Here is a 19,085-nt window from a genome sequence, read left to right on the forward strand (position 1 = left end):
GGCGGGTCAGAGCTCCTGGTTCGCCCGCTCCAGGTCCTCGGCGAAGTCCACCTCGACCGCGTACAGGTCGGAGATGTCCACCGGCAGCACCTTCACGCCGTCGTGCGCGATGGCGAGCTCGAGCCCGCCCTCGAAGTACTCCTGGTCGTCGACCTCGTCGAGACGCTGCAGCAGCTTCGCCTTGTCCTGGGCCGCGACGTAGTTGATCCCCACGGCCTCCCCGAGCGCCCCGGCGCCGACCTTCTTCGACAGCTCGTTGACGTAGCCGTCGTCGTCGACGGTGTACTTGACCTCCTCGTCGCCGACGGAGGACGTGTTGACGCACACGAACGAGCGGCCCTCGTCGATGAGGGGCTGCACGCGGCGCAGCACGTCCGGGTGGAAGACGACGTCGCCGTTCAGCCAGAGCACGCCGCGGTCGCCCGTGACGCGCAGGGCGCGCAGGAGGCTCTTCGACGTGTTCGTCTGGTCGTACACCTCGTTGTAGGTGAACGCCACGTTCGGCGCGGCCTCGAGGATCATCTCGAGCTTGAAGCCGACGACGATCAGCACCTCGGCCTCACGGCCGTAGACGGAGCGGAGGTTGCCGAGCTGCTGGGCGAGGATCGTGCGTCCGTCGCGCAGCTCCGTCAGCGGCTTGGGGTGCGGCCGGCCCAGGCGGGTCCCCATGCCCGCCGCCAGGATCACTGTCTGGATGCTCATCGCGTTCCTCTCTCGTTACCTGTCGGTGCGGCGCTCGGCGCGCCGTGGGCCTCGACCCGGGCGACCTCGCGGTCGCGGATCTGCATGAGGCGCTCGCACGCGGCGACGAACCGCTGCGTGGAGGCGCCGGGAGCGGTGTCGCCGAGGTAGTGCTCGCGCAGCGCGTGGCGCCGGTCGCGCGTCGGGTCCTCGGTGAGCTCGCGGTCCACCGTGGCCAGCACGTCGCCGAGGGCGGCGACGGGCAGCGACGGCGCGAGCTCCAGCAGCGGGCTCGCCGCGATGATCACGTCGCCGACCGGCCGGGTCACGACGATCGGCTCGCCGGTGGCGAGCCAGTCCATCGCCACGCCGGAGACGTCGCAGACCAGGAGGTCGGCCGCCGCGAACGCCGGGGCGACGTCGCCGTGGGTGTCGGTGCCGTGGGCGGGACCCTCGGCGGGCGCTGGCGCCGCCGCGAGGTACTCCCGGATCGCCTTGTCCGCCTCGCCGTACGCGGCGACGCGGACGCCGGTGAGCGGGTGCGGGCGGTAGAGCACCCGGTAGCGGCCCGACTCCACGAGGGCGCGCACGATCGTGAGCCCGTGGGTGGCCACCGTCCCGTACTCCGCGGACGGCTGGCCGCCCTCCCAGGTGGGGGCGTACAGGACGGTGGGCAGCGGCCCGCGGGGCGTCCGCGCGCGCAGGCGCAGCTGGTCGTCGAGCTGCGGGCGGCCCACCGGCACGCACCGCTCGTGCGCGTCGTACAGGGTGCTGAACCGCGCCATGCGCTCGACGGCGGCCTGCCCCGCGACGAACGAGAAGTCGTACGCCTTGGTCTGGTTCGACACCGTGACGAGCTTGTCGCTGTCGCCGTGCATCAGCGACGCGTGCACGAGCTGCCCGAAACGCAGGCAGGTGAAGTTCTGCGGGTTGTGGTTGACGTACAGGGCGAGCTTCGTCGGCGACCGGCCGAGGACGTCGTCGAGGGTCGTGTAGTGCGCCACGGTGCGCACGTCCAGCCCGCTGTCGCGGCGGATCGCGCGCGCCGTGCGGGAGTCCTGGGTCACGACGACCACGGGGTGCTCGGCGTGCAGCGCGCGGAACGTGTCGTACCACTGCTCGATCTGGTAGAGCGCGTCGGGGGTGTCGGCGAAGTACACGAGCACCTCGTACGGCCACGAGGTGCCGAGGAGCTCCTGGTCCTCGCCCAGCCCGTCCGGCATGCCGCCGGGCAGCAGCCCCAGCCGACGGATCGCCTTGCCCCCCAGGGACCGGATCCGGCGGCGCCACGTGGCGCCGCGGGGTGTGGCGGTCAAGGCCCCTCCTCAGGGTGGATCTCAGGGTGGATTGCGGTCTGGTCCGGTCAGCGACCGGCGCGTCGCAGCATACCGGCCACCCTCCGCGCGGCCCGGGACAGCGACGATCCCCGGGGCTCCGCGCCGACCGGCCGGCCGGCGGCCCGCGGAGACACCGGTCGACGACGGGCGACGTCCGCGAAGACCTCCGCCCACCGTCCGACGACCGCTGCGTCGGAGTACCGCTGCGCGGTCGCGACCGCGGCCTCGCGCATGCGGCGCACGGCGTCGTCGTCGAGCGACACGAAGCGCACGATCGCCGCCGCGAGCGCGTCGACGTCGCCGTCCGGCACGAGGAAGCCGTCGACGCCGTCGGTGATGATGTCCGCGGGGCCGTAGCGGATGTCGAACGCGATCGGCACGCACCCGCGCGCCATCGCCTCCGCGAACACCAGCGGCAGCCCTTCCGCCCTGCTCGTCAGCAGCAGGAACGAGGCGTCGGCCAGCCGGTCCGCGGCGCCCGGGACGTACCCGTGCAGCGTCACGCCGGGGACCTTCGCCGCACGGGGCTCGAGGCGAGCCCGCTCCGGCCCGTCGCCGTAGACGTCGAGGGTGAGCGGCAGGCCGCTGCGGACCTTCGCCCGGCGCAGCCCCGCGATCGCGTGGCCGACCCGCTTCCGGCGGCTGAGGCTGGCGAGCATCACCCCGCGGTACCGGTCGGCGTGCGCGGGCAGCGCGCCGTCGGGCAGGTCGGTGCTGTTCGGCACCACGTACGTGTTGTCCCGCACGCCCACCCGGTCGTGGACGTCGCGCCGCTGGCCCTCCGTGAGGAGCACCACGGCGTCGTAGTCGCCCACGTGCTCGATCATCGGGGCGCGCGTCCCCGCGAGCGGCCCGTGCGCGTCCTCGGCCGCGGCCGTCAGGTGCGCCCCGTGCACCAGGTGCAGCGTGTAGATGCCCTTGATCTGCAGGCTGGCGAAGAACTTGGTCAGCGCCTTCGAGTCGACCACGAGGTACGTCGGCCGCTCGGTCAGCACGGTGCCGACCCAGTGCCGGTACAGCGCCCACACGGTGGACCACCGGCGCCCCGGCCGACCGTCGCTGGTGTAGAACCGCACCTCGCGACCGGCCGGGGTGCTCTCGTCCGCGGCGGCGAGGGAGCCGTCGGGCCGGAAGTGCAGGTGCCGCGTGGACTCCCCGTCCTGCTCCAGGCGCACCCGCTCCCCCGGAGCTCCGCGCGGGAGGTCCCGCGGAGCGGCGCCGGCGCGCGCCCCGACCTTCTCGTCCGGCATCGCGCGGACGTCGGCCCACAGGTTGTGCAGCGTGACGCCCGGCACGAGCTGGCCGCGCTCCTCGAGGGCGGCACGGGCCGCGTCGACGTCGAGGGCCGGGTCGAAGGTGAGCACCCGCACCGGCACCCCGCCCTGGTCCACGAACGCCCGGGAGCGCCGGAGCAGGGCCGACGTCATCCCGCCGAAGTCGGCGGGGATCGACCAGGTCGCGGCGGCGTACCCCCCGTCGGGCAGGCGGGTCGTCGTCGGTCCGTGGCTGTGGGGCACCGGCCCATCGTAGGGTCTGAGGTTCGCCCGGTCCCGCACGCGGCACCCTCCCGGACACGGGGGTCGCCCGAGGGGTGGACGGGCGAGCCGAGGCCCCCGCAAATCCGAGTCGTCCGATGTAGTATCGGCCGGCCCCGTCGACACCGAACCGGAAGCTCTGATGCCCTCTCGCCCGCTGCACCCTGCCACCCTGCTGCGCGGCGCCCGCCGCGCGCTGCGCGCCGCGCTCGGACGTCCGGAACCCTCCGGTCCGGAGGTCCTCGCGCGGACGCACCCCGTGGTGCACGAGGTCCGCGGCCTCCTGCACGCCAAGGACCAGAAGGGCGCGCAGTCGCGTGTCGACGAGGCCCTGGCCGCGCCGTCCCCCACCCCCGACGCGCTGGTCGCGGGCGGCCTGGTGGCGCACCGCCGCCACCTGCACGAGCGGGCGCTGGACCTCTTCGACCGCGCGGGCGGCGAGGCGCTGGCGGTGGCGCCCGTGCCCTACGTCGAGTCGCTCTTCCGCGTGGACCCGCAGCGCGGGCTCACGCTGGTGCGCACTTGGCTCGACGGCGCCGGCGCAGCCCCGGACGCCCGGACCTGGCACACGGCGCTGCGCTCCGTCTTCGCGCACGGCGACGACGCCCTGCGGCACGCCGTGCACGACCGGTTCGTCGCGGCGTACCGCGCGAACGAGAAGCAGTGGCCCGGGGGCGCCGCCGAGGTCGAGTGGCTCGAGCGCTGGCGCGGGGCCGAGCGCCACACCACCGCCCCGGCGCCCGGCGCGCGCGTGCCCTTCGCGGTCATGGACTACGTGCAGCCCGGCAAGGGGAAGTCGTCGCAGAACATCGGCGACCACGTGCAGACGCTGTCGTCCCTCGGGCACGTCGTGCGCCGGCAGAACCTGCGCTTCCACGGCGACGCCGACCTGGTCGGCTTCGCCCGGGAGATGCAGGAGCGGGTGCGACCCGGGCTGCGCCTCGACGGCGAGGCCACCGACGTCGAGCTCTACCGCGTGGACCGCGACGGGTCGTCGTTCCAGGCGTTCCCGGAGGGCACCTGGCTGCTCGAGTTCGGCTGGCACTCCCACGACCTGGCGGGCACCGGCGTCTGGGACTTCCCGATGCACGAGAACCTCCGGCCGGTCTTCGTCTCGTTCCACTGCAACAAGCGCGGTCTGCTGACCCCGGAGGTGCTCGACTACCTGCGGGCCCACGGCCCGGTGGGCTGCCGCGACTGGACCACGGTCGACCTGCTGCTGTCGCTCGACGTCCCCGCGTTCTTCTCCGGCTGCCTCACGACCACCGTCAGCACGGTCTTCCCCGAGCTCGAGCAGCGTCCCGCGCCCGCCACCGTCTACGTGGACGCCGTGCGCGAGCCCGTGCCGGACGGGCAGGACAACATCAAGCAGAGCTACCGCGAGGTGAAGGACCGCACCTTCGTGGAGAACATGCGCGAGGCGGTGCGGCTGCTCGAGTGGTACCGCACGTCGTTCACGCACGTCGTGACGAAGCGGCTGCACTGCTACCTGCCCACGACGTCGCTGGGGCTGGACGTCGACTTCCAGCCCGCGAACTTCGCGGACGTGCGCTTCAGCGGGCTGCACCCGCTCGACCACGACGGCTTCGAGGCCATCCGCACCGGCATGATCGCGCGGCTCGAACCGGTCCTCACGGCCATCTTCGAGGGCCGCGACGCCGAGGCCGTGTACGCGCTGTGGCGCGAGACCGTCGCCCCCGAGGTGGAGGCCGCCCGCGCACGGCACGTCGCGGCGACGCCGCTGCCGGCGCTCCCCGTCGGTCCGGCGGAGGCGGCCGCCCCCGCCGCGGTCACGGCCCCTGCCGTGGACGGCGCCGTCGACGTGGTCCTCCTGCCCCGGCACAGCCAGCTCCCCCACGTGGGCGAGGCCGTGCGAGCGCTCGACGCGTCCGCGTCCGTGCCGCTGCGCGTCTGGCTCGTGGGACCGGGCGTCGGCCGGCTCAGCCTGCCCGAGCTCTCCGCGCGCACCTCCGTGCACCGGGTACCGACCTCGGCCCTCGACCTCGAGGCGCTCGGGCTGACGACGTCGCAGCGGGCGCACCACGTGCTGCTGCCGCACCTGCTGCCCGGCGTGGACCGCGCCGTGGTGCTGCCCGTCGACGCCGTCGTGCTGGGTGACGTCGCGGAGCTCGCCGCCGTCGACCTGGGCCCCACGGCCGTCGCGGCCAGGCACACCTCGCATGCCGACCCGAGCGGCTTCGGCCTGCTGTACCGGGCGGCCCGCCGCCTGGACGACGCGCCGGCGACGGCCTACGACTTCTACCGCCGCATCCACGCCCGGCACGTGTTCGACTTCAACGCGTTCGACACGGGGGTCATGGTGCTCGACCTGGCCCGCCTGCGGGCGGACGGGTACGCGGCGGAGTCGCTCGCCGCCATGCGGGAGTTCCGGATCGACGCGCGCGAGGCCCTGCACCTGTACGTCGGGCCGCACCGCACCGAGCTCGACGCGGCGTGGGACCACGTGCCGACGCGCGACCTGCCGGACGCCCCGGCGCGGCTCGTGCACTGGGCCGACCCCGTCAAGCCGTGGGACGAGGCCTACGTCGCGCGCCAGGACCTGTGGCGCGAGCGCGCCGCCAGGCCCGCGACCCCTGCCGCGCGGTAGCCGCGCGCCGCCGGATCGCGGACGGGCTCTCGTCCGAGCCCGTCCGCGATGGTCGCCCAGGTCACCCGACCGGGTATCGTCGCCGCCCATGATCTCCCCGACGACCACGTCCGTGCCGTCCGTCGGGAGCTCCGCCCCCGCCCGGGTGGGGCCCCGACCACGCCTCCGTGGGCTGGACGGGCTGCGGTTCCTGGCCGCGCTCCTCGTGCTCGGCTACCACTACACGGGGATCGGCATGCCGCACTGGGGTGCAGCGCCGTCCGACGTCTTCCCCGGGCTCAACCAGGTCACCCGGTACGGGTTCCTCGGCGTCCAGCTGTTCTTCATGATCAGCGGGTTCGTCATCCTGATGACGGCGTACGGCCGACCGGTCACCACCTTCGCCGCGTCGCGCGTCGCGCGGCTGTTCCCCGCCTACTGGGCCGCCGTCGTCCTGACGGTGATGCTGCACCTCGTGTGGCACGACGGGCGGGACGCCTCGGCGATGGACTCGCTGCTCAACCTCACGATGATCCAGAACGCCTGGGACGCCACCGACGTGCAGGGCCCGTTCTGGACCCTCTGGTTCGAGATGCTCTTCTACCTGATCGTGGGGGCGTTCATCCTCGTGGGGGTCACCCGCCGCCGGGTGATCGCCCTCGCGGTGCTGTGGCCGCTCGTCGCGCAGCTCGCCAGGGCGAACGACGCCGACCTGCTGAGCGCGGTGCTGATCCCGTCCTACGCCCCCTACTTCGCCGTCGGCATGCTGCTCTTCCTCGTCTACCGCGACGGCGGCGACCTCGCGGTGTGGCTCGGCATCGCCCTGACGAGCGTGCTGTGCGTGCGCCAGGCGTACCACTACGCCGGCCGGGCCTCCGAGCTGGTGGGCGCGCCCGTCTCGGCGGTCGTCTGCGCCGCCGCGGTGATCGCGATGGTCGGGCTCATCTGGGCGCTCAGCGCAGGGCCGCTGCGGCACGTCGACTGGCGGGTGCTCTCGACGCTCGGCGCGCTCACCTACCCGCTGTACCTCGTGCACGGGCAGTTCGGGTTCGCCGTGATCGACGTGCTCCACGACGACGCGTCCCGCTGGGTGGTGCTGGGGATCGCCACCGCGCTCTCCCTGGCCCTCGCGGCGGTGCTGCACCACCTCGTGGAGAACCGCGTGCACGACCGCCTGCGCCAGGGCGTCCGGTCCGGCCTCGAGAAGACCCTCGACACCGCACGGCGCTGACTCACGCGGTGCGCACCAGGTGGAGTCGCGCGTGCATCTCGCGCACCAGCCCGTACCTCGTGCCCTCGCGGGCGAGGAACTCGTCGACCGCCTTGCGGCACCCCGACCAGGCGAAGTAGTCGTCGACGACGAGCCTGCCCGAGGGGACGAGGCGCGGCACCACGCGCTCCAGGCAGGTGCGTGTCGACGCGTACCAGTCGCCGTCCAGGTGCGCGACCGCGACCGGCTCGTCGCCTGTCAGGGTGTCCTCGAACAGCCCCCGGACCAGCGTCACGCCCGAGCTGTCGACGGGCAGGCCGTGCCGGGCGAACGAGTCCCGCACCTCGCTGTACAGGTCGTCGCGGTAGCCGTAGTAGGTCTCCCCGCCGCGCCCCTCCGCCCGCCCCTCGACGATCGTGGCGTACCGGGCGTGGACGTCCTCGCCGTCCTCCTGCGTGGGCGGAGGGATGAGGCCGAAGACGTCGTGGACGAAGAGCCGACGCCCCGGCGCCTTCGCCTCCGCCATCACGATGGCCGACCCCCCGCGGGCCGTGCCGCACTCCAGCAGCACGCCGGGCAGGTCCCGCGCCTCGGCCTCGAGCACGGCCTGCGCGAGGTCGTGCAGCGGGCGGGCGCCGAGCAGGGTCAGGTGCTCGGCACGCACCGCGCGCGCGACGGCGCCGACCTGATCGGGCAGGTCGTCGAGCAGGCCCGCCTCCAGCTCGCGGACCCGCCTGCGCAGCCGGCGCACCTCGGCACGGCGCGCGTCCAGCTCCGCACGCAGCGCGGCGGTGTCCTCGTCGTGCCCGGCTCGGCCCGTCCCCGGCCGTCCGCCCCGGCGCAGCGCGGCCACGAGCCGGTCTCGCACGCTCCGTCCGGACATTCCTCCATCGAACCTCAGGAACCGTCGGCCGGCCACGGGGGCGTCCCCGCACGACCACCGAGCGTTCATCCCCCGGCCACGCCGACGTCCCCTGCGCGTCGCCCGCCCCGGTGACAGTGGAGACGTGACCGCGTTCGTCGAGTCCCCGCTCCAGCTGCTGTCCGCCGTCGAGGCGCACGCCGCCGGGCACGCAGGCGCACGTACCCGGGTGCTGGCGCGCGCCGACGTCCCCGCCCTCTCCGGCGACGTGGACGCCGTGCGCGCCCTCGGCCTGCCCCCCGGCCTGGACGTCGACGTGGCACCCGCGCCGCGGCGCCTGCCGCACGACGTCGTGGTGGTCGGGGACCCGTTCGCCGGCGCGTTCCAGTCCGCGCTGGTCCGGGCGCTGCGGCCGCCGCAGCGCATCATCGTCGTGGACGACGGGCTCGGCATCCTCGACCTCGCCCACCGCCTGACGTCGGGCAGCTCGCTGGTGCGGATCGGCGCCCCGCCCGGGTCGCTGCGCTTCGGGCTCGGCGCGCTGGCGGCGCTCCGGATGCGTCGCGTGGCCGAGGACGGCGGGCTGAGCCTGTGCACCGCCCTCCCGCTCGACCCGGACCTGCGCGCCTGGCTGCGCTTGCTGGGCATCGACGTGCTCGAGCACGCCTTCGGGTGGCTGCGGGGCCGGCCCGCAGCCGACGCGCCGGCGGAGCCGACGGTGGTGCTCGGGTCGGCGCTGGCGGCGGACGGGCTGCTGCACCCCGACCGGTACGTGGCCTGGGTGCGTGGCGTCGCCGCCGACGGACCTGTCCGGTACGTGCCGCACCGTCGCCACGACCCGCGGATCTCGGCACTCCTCGAGCAGGCGCCGGGGATCGAGGTGGACGCACCCGGAGCGCCGGTGGAGCTCCGGCTGCGGGGCCTGCGGCCCGGCCAGCGCGTGGTCACGCTGCCCTCCGCCGCCGCCCTCACGCTCTCACGGCTGCTCGTGCCGCGCGGTGTGGCCGTCGTCCCGCACGCGGTGCCCGACGCCTGGTGGACCGACCGTGCGACGCCGGAGCTGCGCCATCGCCTCCGTGCTGCGCACGAGCTCGCGACGCTCGCCGTGGCCTCCCCCGTCGTCGGACCGTCCGTGCGCGAGGTGCGGGCCGCCGCTTCCTGACCGGGCGGGCGCGTCGGCCGAGCCGGCGATCCCGTCGGTTTGCCCTGGGCACCGGGTTCATGGTTAGCCTGACCGCCCCTCCGCTCCCGATCTCCACGGTGATCCCTCCGCATGACGACGCTCGTCCGCGACCGCACGTCCGGCGCGCCCGCCGCCCCGGACGGCGACCCCCGCCGGCCGTCTCGGACCTTCCGCCCGGAGATCCAGGCGCTGCGCGCGCTGGCCGTGGCCCTGGTCGTGCTCTACCACTTCTGGCCGGGCCGGCTGCCGGGCGGCTACGTGGGCGTCGACGTCTTCTTCGTCATCTCCGGCTTCCTCATCACGGGCCACCTGCTGCGCGAGGCGGAGTCCACGGGCCGGGTCCGGCTGGCGCGGTTCTGGGCGCGCCGGGCGCGCCGCCTGCTGCCCGCCGCCTACGTCGTCCTCGCCGCGACCGTCGTCGCGACGCTGCTGTTCGCGCCGCAGTCCCTGTGGCAGCAGTGGTTCCGCGAGACGCTCGGCGCCACGCTCTACGTCGAGAACTGGGTGCTGGCCGGCGACGCGGTCGACTACCTGGCTGCCGACGGCGACCCGTCGCCGGTCCAGCACTACTGGTCGCTGTCGACCGAGGAGCAGTTCTACCTCGTGTGGCCGCTGCTCGTCCTGCTCGGCACCGCCGTCGCCGCCCGGCGGGCCGGGACCCTGCGCCGCACGACGACGCTCCTCCTCGGCGCCGCCACCGCCGCCTCGTTCGCGTACTCGCTGTGGTTGACGACGGCGAACCCCGCCCCCGCCTACTTCGCCACCACGACCCGCGCCTGGCAGTTCGGCGCCGGCGCGCTGCTGGCCCTGTGGCTCGCCCGCCCGGGCCGGCGGCCGACGACGGACGGCGTGCGCACCGCGCTGAGCTGGGCCGGCCTGGCCATCCTCGCCGGCTGCGCCCTCGCGTACACCGACTCGACGCCCTTCCCCGGCACGGCGGCGCTCGTGCCCGTGCTCGGCACGGTCGCCGTCATCGCCGCCGGTGCGCCGGCGGGGCGCCTCTCCCCCGCGCCGCTGTTCGCCTGGCGCCCCGTGCAGCAGACCGGCGAGATCTCCTACGCGCTGTATCTGTGGCACTGGCCCGCGATCGTCCTCGCCCCGTTCGTGCTGGGGCACGAGGCGGGCCTGCTCGAGCGGGCGGCGCTGCTGGCCGGCGTCGTGCTCCTGGCCGCGGCGACCAAGCGCTGGGTGGAGGACCCGGCGCGCTTCACGGAGCGCTGGGGGCTGCAGCGCCCGCGCCGCGCCCTCGGCGTCACCGCGGCCGCGACCGCCGCGCTCGCCCTCGTCGCGGGGGGCGGCGTCGCCGTGGCGCAGCACCGCGCGCAGGAGCAGGCGGCGATCGCGGCCCGGGTCGTCGCCGACCCGCCGTCGTGCTTCGGGGCCGAGGAGATGGACCCCGAGCACCCGTGCGACAACCCCGCCCTCGACGACGTCGTCGTCCCCGCACCCGTCGCCGTCGCGGACGACGTCGCCGGACCCCGGGACTGCTTCGTCGACGTCGACGGGACCGCGCTGGCGGACTGCACGTTCGGCCCCGTCGACGACCCCGACGTGCCGCACGTCGTCCTGGTCGGCGACTCGCACGCCCGCGCGCTGCTGCCCGCGTTCCGTCAGCTCGCCGCCGAGGGGCGTGTCAGCGTCACCGCTCACCTGAAGAACTCGTGCGCCTGGACGACCGGGCCGGTCGACGCCGACGGCGAGCGCGTCCGCACCTGCGAGGAGTGGCGGGACAAGCTCGAACCGTGGCTGGAGCGGCACGCCGGGACGACGGACGCCGTCGTGACCACCGGGTCCCTCAAGTTCCTCTCGGGCAAGCCGGACCGGCAGGCGTCCGACCTCGCCGCCGCGTGGCGTCCCGTCGCCGAGCGAGGTGTCCCCGTCATCGCCCTCTCGGACAACCCGCAGCACGACGAGGAACCGTCGCAGTGCCTCGACGGCGGTCTGGCCGCCGACCCCACCCGCTGCGACCTGCCCGAGGACCAGGCGTTCCCCGACCCGCAGGTGTTCGAGGAGGCCGCCGAGGAGGTGCCCGGCGCCTCGTTCGTCGACCTCACCCCGCTGTACTGCCGCGACGACACCTGCCCCGCCGTCATCGGCGGCGTCAACGTGTACCGCGACACGCACCACCTCACCGCCACGTACACGCGCACCATGACGCCCTACCTCGAGCGCGAGCTGCGCGACGTCGGCCTCCCCGTCTGACCGACCCGCCGTCCCGCGCTGCCGAACAGGCGGGCCGGAGTCAGGGGGTGAGCTTGTTGTCCACCATGGACAGGGCGGAGCCGATCGCCATGTGCATGTCGAGGTACTGGTACGTGCCCAGCCGGCCACCGAAGTGCACCTCCGGCTCGTCGGCCATGAGCTCGCGGTAGCGCTTGAGCCGCTCGCGGTCCGCGGGCGTGTTCACGGGGTAGTACGGCTCGTCGCCGCGCTCGGCGAACCGCGAGAACTCGCGCACGATGACGGTCTTGTCGCTCGCGTACTCCCGCTCCGGGTGGAAGTGGCGGAACTCCAGGATGCGCGTGTACGGCACCTCGGTGTCCGCGTAGTTCATCACCGGCGTGCCCTGGAAGTCGCCGACCGGCAGCACCTCGCGCTCGAAGTCCAGCGTCCGCCACGACAGCGAGCCCTCGGCGTCGTCGAAGTACCGGTCCACCGGCCCGGTGTACACCACCGGCACCTGACCGACCACGGCCTTCTTGCTCACCGGCTGCGCGTCGTCGAAGAAGTCGGTGGACAGCCGCACCTCGATGTTCGGGTGGTCGGCCATCCGCTCCAGCCAGGCCGTGTACCCGTCCACCGGCAGGCCCTCGTGCGTGTCGTTGAAGTACCGGTTGTCGTACGTGTAGCGCACCGGCAGCCGCGAGATGATCGACGCCGGCAGCTCCCGCGGGTCCGTCTGCCACTGCTTGGCCGTGTACCCCTGGATGAACGCCTCGTACAGCGGCCGCCCGATCAGCGACACGCCCTGCTCGTCCAGGTTCGACGGCCGCTTGTCCCCCAGCTCCGCCGCCTGCTCGCGCACCAGCGCCCGCGCCGCGTCCGGCCCGTGCGCCGACCGGAAGAACTGGTTGATCGTGCCCAGGTTGATCGGCATCGGGAACACCTCGCCCCGGTGCGTCGTGTACACCCGGTGCACGTAGCCCGTGAACGCCGTGAACCGGTTGACGTACTCCCACACCCGCTCGTTCGACGTGTGGAACAGGTGCGCCCCGTACCGGTGCACCTCGATCCCCGTGTCCGGGTCCGTCTCGCTGTACGCGTTGCCGCCGAGGTGGTCACGACGGTCGATCATGAGCACCTTGCGCCCCTGCTCGGCCATCCGCTCCGCGACGGTCAGGCCGAACAGCCCGGTACCGACGACGACGAGGTCGGTCATGCTTTCCTCCTGGTCAGGGGGTCGGTCGGTCGGGCTCGTAGCCGCCGCGCAGGCGGGTGTACGCGCGGTACCCGGCCTTGCGCACCCGCTCCGGCACCACGCGGTAGCCGGCGCGCACCACGACGTTGCGCACCATCTGCGGCCCGGTGAGGAAGCCCTCGGCGTGCAGCGTGCGCTGCAGCGCGAGCTCGGACGCCAGCAGACGGCGGCCGCCGCGGCGCGCGTAGGCCCCGGCGCCGACGCGGTACAGCACCAGCGGCTCGACGACGTTCTCCGCGTCCGCGCCGCCCGCGATCATGCGGGCGAAGAGCAGGTAGTCCTCCATGAGGTCCAGGTGCTCGTACCCGCCCGCGGCGGCGACCGCCGAGCGCCGGTACACGACCGACGGGTGGTTGAACGGGTCGCGGAACCGTGCGGTGGTCGCGATGGCGTCGCCCGTGGGCGGCACGCGCACCATGCCGGGCGCGTGCTCGTCGTCGTCGAACTCCTGGATCGCCGAGCCGACGATGTCGCACCCGGCGGCCACGAGCGGCACCTGCGCGGCGAACCGCTCGGGCCGGGAGATGTCGTCCGCGTCGGCGCGCGCCACGATCTCGTGCTTGCACGCCTCCAGCCCGGCCTCCAGCGCGCAGGCGAGACCCACGTTCCTCTCCAGCGGCACCAGCGTGACGGGCACGGCGCTGAGCTCGTGCAGGCGCCCGAGCACGGCGGCGACCTCCTCGCCCACGGGCCCGTCGCGCACGACGACGACCTCGTCCGGCCGCAGCGTCTGGTCGCGCGTGACGGACAGGAAGCTGCGCTCCAGGTGCGCGGCGTCGTCGCCCGCGTACACGGGCAGCAGCACGGAGAACCGGTGGTCGTCGAGAACGCCGCGAGCAACAACTGGTGCATCGGACGCAGAACCAACGACCGTCCGATTAACAGTCGGGCGCTCAGATGTCATGCCGTCGCCGTCCTGCCCCCGCTCGACGCGCGCCACGCTGAGGGCGGCGGGCCCGACGCCGGCGAGCACCTCGCTGTCGGCCCGCGGCCGGCGCACGACGCCGTGCCACAGCCCGCGGCCGCCGGCCTTGAGCAGGGTGCCGCGGTCGGACGAGCGCGCGACGGTGCGGGCCCAGCGGCGCAGCGTGGAGCCGCCGTAGAGCAGCCGCTCGGAGGGCGCGAGCGCGGACGACCGCGTGAACGTCCAGATCTTGTTGCGCACCTCGTAGTAGAAGCGCGGGCCGGGGTCGTGGTCGGTGCCGACCAGCCGGGCGGTGCGGTGCTCGACGACGCTGCCCGGCACGTACAGCCCGGTGCCGCGGCGCAGCAGCCGCGTGGAGTACTCGAAGTCGTCGTTCCAGATGAAGAAGTCGCTGACGGGCAGGCCGTGCTCCCGCACCGCGTCCGCGTCGACCAGCATCGAGACGAACGACATCGACCGCACCGGCATCGCGCCGGCGGCGCGCGCCCGGGCCGCCTCGGCGGGGGACGCCCCCGGGCGGCTGCGGGGCGTGTTCATCGGGTGGTCGCTGCCGTCGGTCCACACGACGCGGCTCGCCATCGCGGTGACGTCGCCGGCATAGGCGTCGCGGGCGCCGAGCAGGGCCTCGAGCGCCGTCTCGGTGGGGACCGTGTCGTCGTCCATGAGCCACACGAGGTCGGCCTCGAGGTCGGCGACGGCGGTCGCGAGGCCGACGGCGAAGCCGCCCGCGCCGCCGGTGTTGCGCTGGAGCGCCACGACCTCCGGGGCGCTCGGGTGGGACCGCGCGACCTGCAGGGCGTCGTCGGTCGACGCGTTGTCGACCACGACCGTGCGGTCGATCGGCCGGCTCTGGGCGGCCAGCGCGTCGAGGGCCGCGCCGAGCAGCGCGGCCCTGTTGTACGACACGACGACCGCGACGACGGTGGGAGAGGACATCCCGCACATCCTAGTGGTGCGGGGAGGGGCGCCGGACCCCGCCCGGTGCGTCGTGCGGAGCGCCCGCGGAACGGGCGAAGGTCGCGCGCCACGTCTCCGGCGCCGCCAGCGCCGGTGCCGCGGCGCGCCAGCGCCGGGACACCGCGCCCCACCGCGCCGCGAGGCGCAGGTGGGCCACCACGGTCGCGCCGGCGAGGCGCCACACGCGACGCCGTTCGTGGCGCAGCCAGGTCCCGGACGCGCCGTCGCCGGCCAGCACCAGCACGGAGTCGTGCTCCGGCACCTCCCACCAGGTGGCCTGGTCGCGGGTCAGCGCGCCGCGCGGCATCCCGCCGGGCGCCGGGCGCAGGTTGCGCGCCAGGCCGCGCAGCGTGAGCCGCACGAGCGCCACCGGCGAGGTGGGCTTCGGCCGGGCCGGCGCCGTCCAGCGCCGCGCCACCGCGGCGTCGAACACCGCGTCCCCGGGCCGGTACGTGGTCGTCTCGGGGTAGGCCGCGCCCACGGCGCGCGACGCGGGGACGACGTCGCCGAGCCCCGCGTGCAGGTCGCCCGGCCCGGCGAGCAGGTCGCGCAGCGCTCGGACGTGCAGGTCCACCGGGTAGTACCGCATCCCCAGCAGCAGCTTGAGGTCGGTGGCGAGCAGGTTCGCCAGGAGCAGGCCGCCGCGCGGGCGGCGGGCGTGCAGCAGCGCCGCGACGATCCGGTTGCGCACGTGCACGTACGCCTGCCACTCAACGGTGTCGTCCTTCTCCGTCCACGCCACGTGCCACAGCGCCGCGCCCGGGAAGGACACCGTGGCGTGGCCGGCGTCCCGCGCGCGCAGCCCGAACTCGGCGTCGTCCCACTTGAGGAACAGCGGCAGCGACAGCCCGACGTCGCGCAGCACGGCGGTGGGGATGAGGCACATCCACCAGCCGTTGAAGTCGCTCTCGCCGCGCGCGTGCAGCCAGGGGGTGTCCCGTAGCGGCGCGGCGGCCAGGTCGTGCCACTGCTGGTCGGCCTCGGGCGGACCCCAGTTGAAGGTCCCCTCGTGGACCACCTCGCTGAAGGAGTTGAGCACCGTGGGGCGGTTCAGGTCGAGCATGTGCCCGCCCACGACGACGGGCTCGCGCGCGGCGCGGTGGAACCGGATCGCGCGGAGCAGCGCCTCGGGTTCCACCTCGACGTCGTCGTCGAGGATGAGCACGGCGTCCGCGCCGTCGCGGTCCAGCGTCTCGAGCATGCCGCGCGAGAAGCCCCCGGAGCCGCCGAGGTTGCCCTGCTCGACGACCGTGAGCTGGTCGCCGAGGGCCGCGGCCACCTCCGGGTAGTCGGGATGGTCGACCAGGCGTCGCGTGCCCTGGTCGATCACGAACACCGTCCCGACCGCGCCGCGGAGCGCCTCCGACGACGCGATCCGGCGCAGCGTCGCGACGCAGTACTCCGGCTTGTCCATCGTGGTGATCGACAGGCACACGTCGCCCGTCCGCCGCGGCGCGACGTCCACGAGCCAACGCGCGTCGGTGACCAGGACGTCCGCGTCGCCCGCGTCCACCTCGAACCACAGCCAGCCGCCGTCGGCCATGCCCGAGACGTCGGCGTCGAGCGTCACCGTGCCGCCGTCGACCGGCGCGGACCCCACGACCGACGCGGCACCGCGCGCGTCCGAGCGGACGAGTCGCAGCGTGCCGGCGCCGGCCGCGGCGACCTCCAGCCGCACGGTCCCGGCGCCCGCCCAGCGCACCCAGTAGGAGGCGGGGAACGCGGAGAAGTAGGTGGCGAGCCCCTGGCTCCTGCCCGCAGGCACGCGGACCGCGCCGTCGGCGACGACGGCGGGCCCCTCCTCCACGGCCAGGGCTCGGCGGTCGGGTGGGAGCGTCAGGATCAGCTGTTGCGCCAGGTGCACGCGCCCGACCCTAGCGTCCGCCGCCGGTCGTCCCCGCCGACCGGCCTCTCAGGCACCGTCCGCTACCACCTCGTCAGGGCGATCTTGCTGATCCGCACCTGCTTGCCGGAGTCCAGCGTCTTGAGCGTGACCGTGCCGCTCGTCCTCGGCACCCACACCGTGAAGATCCGGTCGCCGTCGGACGCCCTGCCGAAGTCCAGCGTCTCGATCGCCTTCCCGCCGACCCGCACCTGCAGGCGACCGTCCGAGGGGCTGGTCGCCCCGCGGATCACGACGCGACGCACCTGCTTCGCGCCCGGGAGCTGGACGTAGGCGCCCTTCGTCGTCGTGCGGTACGCGTAGTCGCCGAAGTAGGACGAGCCGGTGACCTTCTTCCACCCGGACGACTTCTTCCAGCTGGAGGGACTGATCGCCCTGTTGGTCCGCGCCAGCGTGGTGAGCGGTCCGCGGCGATGGTCGGGGTCGACGGCCCGCACCGCGAGCTCGCGGGACTGGCCGGCGCTCTGGCCGAGCGTGATCGAGGTCCCGGACGTCAGCTTCACCTCCCGCCAGTAGTACGTGTACGGCATGCCCTCGTTCCACCTCGCGTAGCGCTGCAGCACCTGGTAGCTCGACGCGCCCGAGACCGGCTTCCACCGGTACGTGGAGCTGCCGTTCCACTGCACCGGCACCTGGTTCGACGTCGGGTCGACGCGCGTCGGCGCCTTGACCGTCGGGGCTATCCCGCCGTACTTCTTGATCGCGGCGTCCCGCCGCGAGTCGGCGCCCGAGCGGATCGTGCCCATCTTGGCCGCCAGGTACTGCCCCGGACAGGCCGTCAGGTTGGTGGTCCGGTGCATGAGCACCGTCGGCACCCTGACGTCGGTGCCGGGCTTGGCGCGCGTCCCCGAGCCCGTGCTCCCGCCGGTCGGGAGCACCACCGTCCCGCGCGGGTTGATCCCGTACCGATAGCTCTTCCAGGCGACGACCCTGGCGAGCGCCGTGACGAGCGCGCTCGACGGCCTCGCCGTGTCGAAGTTCCCCATCGCCGAGATCCCGATGGTGCCGGTGTTGTACCCGCCGGCCTGCGCGCCGACCGGGTTGTCCCACCGCGACTTCTTGCGCCCCTCGAAGATGTTGCCGTACTTGTCCACGAGGAACTGGTAGCCGATGTCGGGCCAGCCCCGGGACTTCGTGTGATAGGCGTAGACGCCGCGCACCAGCGCAGCGGACTGGCTCTCCTTGTAGCTGTTGGTGCCCGCCGTGTGATGGATGTAGATGGCCTTGAGCTTGCCCGAGATCTCCGGCCACTTCCCGGACAGGGACTCGTCCGCACCCCACCCGGAGCGGCTGACGATCTTCGGGCGGATCTCGGTCCCGGTGCCCGCGTCGGCGGACGCCGCGGGGGCCTGGTCGTCGCCCACGGACGCGTCGGCCCGCGAGGTCCCCGGGTCCACGACGTCGACCTTCAGGCCGGTCGGCGGCACCCCGCTCTCGGTGCGCACGCGGACCTGGACGCCGTCGGCCCCTGCCGTCACGAGCGGCTCGGTCCCCGCCCGGCTGCCGGGCAGCCCGATGTCGTCGATGCCGAGCGACTGCCACTCGCTCCACGTCCCGGACTCGCGCACACGGACCGCCACCTCGGTCACCGCCGCGGTGGACGTCCCGTCCCACGTCACCCCGGCGACCAGGAAGTCCTGCGTCGTGGTGCGCTCGCTCAGCGCAGCGAGCGCCCCCTCGTCCGGCTCGGGCGTCGGGACGTCGCTCAGCGTCTCGGCACCCTCCACCGCGGCGGTGTTCCCGGCGGCCTCGGCCGCGGCGTCGTGCTCGTGCCCGACGGCGTCGGTGAGCGCCCCCTTCTCGTGCCGGGCGCCGGCGTCGATGCCGCGCACCGGGACGTCCTCCACGTCCGGGGCGACGGCGTGCGCCTTCGGGACGGGGAGGGAGACCGTGGGGAGCACGACCCCCGCGAGGGCCAGCGCCACGACGGTCGACGTCGTGACGGCGGTCCGGGCCGCCCGTCGAACCCTGCGTGTCGTCGTCATGCTCGTCTCCGCTCGTCCAGCTCTGGTCGATCTTCGGGCGATCTTCGGGCGATCTCTGGGCCGATCGAGGTCGCGCATCGTCGCGCCGGGCACCTGACCCGCACGACGATAGGGACGGATCGGTCGACCAGCACCTCGAACGGGGATCCTTCTCCTCCGGATGCTCGTGCGCCGCCCCTGAGGCACAGTGCATGAGGGGGTGCATGACGATGACGCACGAGCTCTCGACACTGTCGACCGTGGCCCGACGACCTGGGAGGCCCGGACCGCGGCGCCGGCTGCGGCGCGCCGTGGCCGCGGCCGTCGCCGGCCTGCTGGCGGTGAGCGGCACCGTGGTGGCCGCGACGTCCGCCGAGGCCGCGGTCCCGTCGTCCTTCACGCTGACCGGCTCGGGCTTCGGCCACGGCGTGGGGATGCCGCAGTACGGCGCCTATCAGATGGCGCGGCAGGGGTCCGCCAGCTGGAGCATCCTCCAGCACTACTACTCCGGCGGGAAGGTCGC

12 protein-coding genes and 1 pseudogene are annotated in these 19,085 nt (G+C 74.3%); 5 read left to right on the plus strand and 8 right to left on the minus strand.

Annotation, left to right across the window (positions count from 1 at the left end; genetic code table 11):
• Window positions 1-6 precede the first annotated feature (6 nt).
• Genes ACFWEK_RS07095 through ACFWEK_RS07105 form a run of 3 tightly spaced genes read right to left on the minus strand, consistent with a single transcriptional unit; the run spans window position 7 to window position 3,535 of the window.
• Window positions 7-702, minus strand: a complete 696-nt coding sequence (locus ACFWEK_RS07095; protein ID WP_430546716.1) for an NTP transferase domain-containing protein — start codon at window positions 700-702, stop codon at window positions 7-9.
• Complete coding sequence (locus tag ACFWEK_RS07100) at window positions 699-1,997, minus strand: CDP-glycerol glycerophosphotransferase family protein (protein ID WP_430546717.1); 1,299 nt, start codon at window positions 1,995-1,997, stop codon at window positions 699-701. Before ACFWEK_RS07100 ends, ACFWEK_RS07095 begins: the two co-directional genes overlap by 4 nt.
• Window positions 1,998-2,044: 47 nt before the next feature.
• Window positions 2,045-3,535 (minus strand): glycosyltransferase, encoded by a 1,491-nt coding sequence (locus tag ACFWEK_RS07105; protein WP_430553580.1) that lies wholly within the window; start codon window positions 3,533-3,535, stop codon window positions 2,045-2,047.
• 160 nt (window positions 3,536-3,695) lie between these two features.
• On the opposite strand from ACFWEK_RS07105, the gene ACFWEK_RS07110 reads away from it, so the two are divergent.
• Window positions 3,696-6,161 carry a glycosyltransferase gene (locus tag ACFWEK_RS07110; protein ID WP_430553581.1) on the plus strand — a complete coding sequence of 822 codons (2,466 nt, stop codon included), beginning with the start codon at window positions 3,696-3,698 and terminating at the stop codon, window positions 6,159-6,161.
• 88 nt (window positions 6,162-6,249) lie between these two features.
• Entirely contained in the window at window positions 6,250-7,371 is a 1,122-nt protein-coding gene (locus ACFWEK_RS07115) for an acyltransferase family protein (RefSeq protein ID WP_430553582.1), read from the plus strand.
• 1 nt (window position 7,372) lies between these two features.
• Here the strand turns inward: ACFWEK_RS07115 and ACFWEK_RS07120 are convergent, their stop codons facing one another.
• Complete coding sequence (locus ACFWEK_RS07120; RefSeq protein WP_430553583.1) at window positions 7,373-8,218, minus strand: TylF/MycF/NovP-related O-methyltransferase; 846 nt, start codon at window positions 8,216-8,218, stop codon at window positions 7,373-7,375.
• A gap of 139 nt (window positions 8,219-8,357) precedes the next feature.
• On the opposite strand from ACFWEK_RS07120, the gene ACFWEK_RS07125 reads away from it, so the two are divergent.
• On the plus strand, window positions 8,358-9,374 hold the full coding sequence (locus ACFWEK_RS07125) for a hypothetical protein (protein ID WP_430553584.1): 1,017 nt from the start codon (window positions 8,358-8,360) through the stop codon (window positions 9,372-9,374).
• Window positions 9,375-9,485: 111 nt separating this feature from the next.
• Entirely contained in the window at window positions 9,486-11,597 is a 2,112-nt protein-coding gene (locus tag ACFWEK_RS07130) for an acyltransferase family protein (RefSeq protein WP_430553585.1), read from the plus strand.
• A 40-nt stretch (window positions 11,598-11,637) separates the two neighbouring features.
• On the opposite strand, the gene glf is transcribed toward ACFWEK_RS07130, so the two are convergent.
• The 4 genes from glf to ACFWEK_RS07150 all read right to left on the minus strand — a co-directional run bounded on the left by glf (window position 11,638) and on the right by ACFWEK_RS07150 (window position 18,583).
• Window positions 11,638-12,774, minus strand: a complete 1,137-nt coding sequence (gene glf, locus ACFWEK_RS07135; protein WP_430553586.1) for a UDP-galactopyranose mutase — start codon at window positions 12,772-12,774, stop codon at window positions 11,638-11,640.
• Between the two features lie 13 nt (window positions 12,775-12,787).
• The gene (locus ACFWEK_RS07140) at window positions 12,788-14,674 is read right to left on the minus strand and encodes a glycosyltransferase (RefSeq protein ID WP_430553587.1); all 1,887 of its coding nucleotides are present in this window, start codon (window positions 14,672-14,674) and stop codon (window positions 12,788-12,790) included.
• A gap of 10 nt (window positions 14,675-14,684) precedes the next feature.
• Window positions 14,685-16,559, minus strand: coding sequence for a glycosyltransferase (locus ACFWEK_RS07145; protein ID WP_430553588.1), 1,875 nt, complete (start codon window positions 16,557-16,559; stop codon window positions 14,685-14,687).
• Window positions 16,560-16,621: 62 nt separating this feature from the next.
• Window positions 16,622-18,583, minus strand: a complete 1,962-nt coding sequence (locus tag ACFWEK_RS07150) for a peptidoglycan recognition protein (RefSeq protein WP_430553589.1) — start codon at window positions 18,581-18,583, stop codon at window positions 16,622-16,624.
• Window positions 18,584-18,786: 203 nt separating this feature from the next.
• On the opposite strand from ACFWEK_RS07150, the pseudogene ACFWEK_RS07155 reads away from it, so the two are divergent.
• Window positions 18,787-19,085, plus strand: a pseudogene (locus ACFWEK_RS07155) (hypothetical protein); the annotation flags it as partial.

The organism is Isoptericola sp. NPDC060257 (assembly GCF_042726645.1).
In the GTDB taxonomy this organism is placed as follows: Bacteria; Actinomycetota; Actinomycetes; order Actinomycetales; family Cellulomonadaceae; genus Isoptericola; species Isoptericola nanjingensis.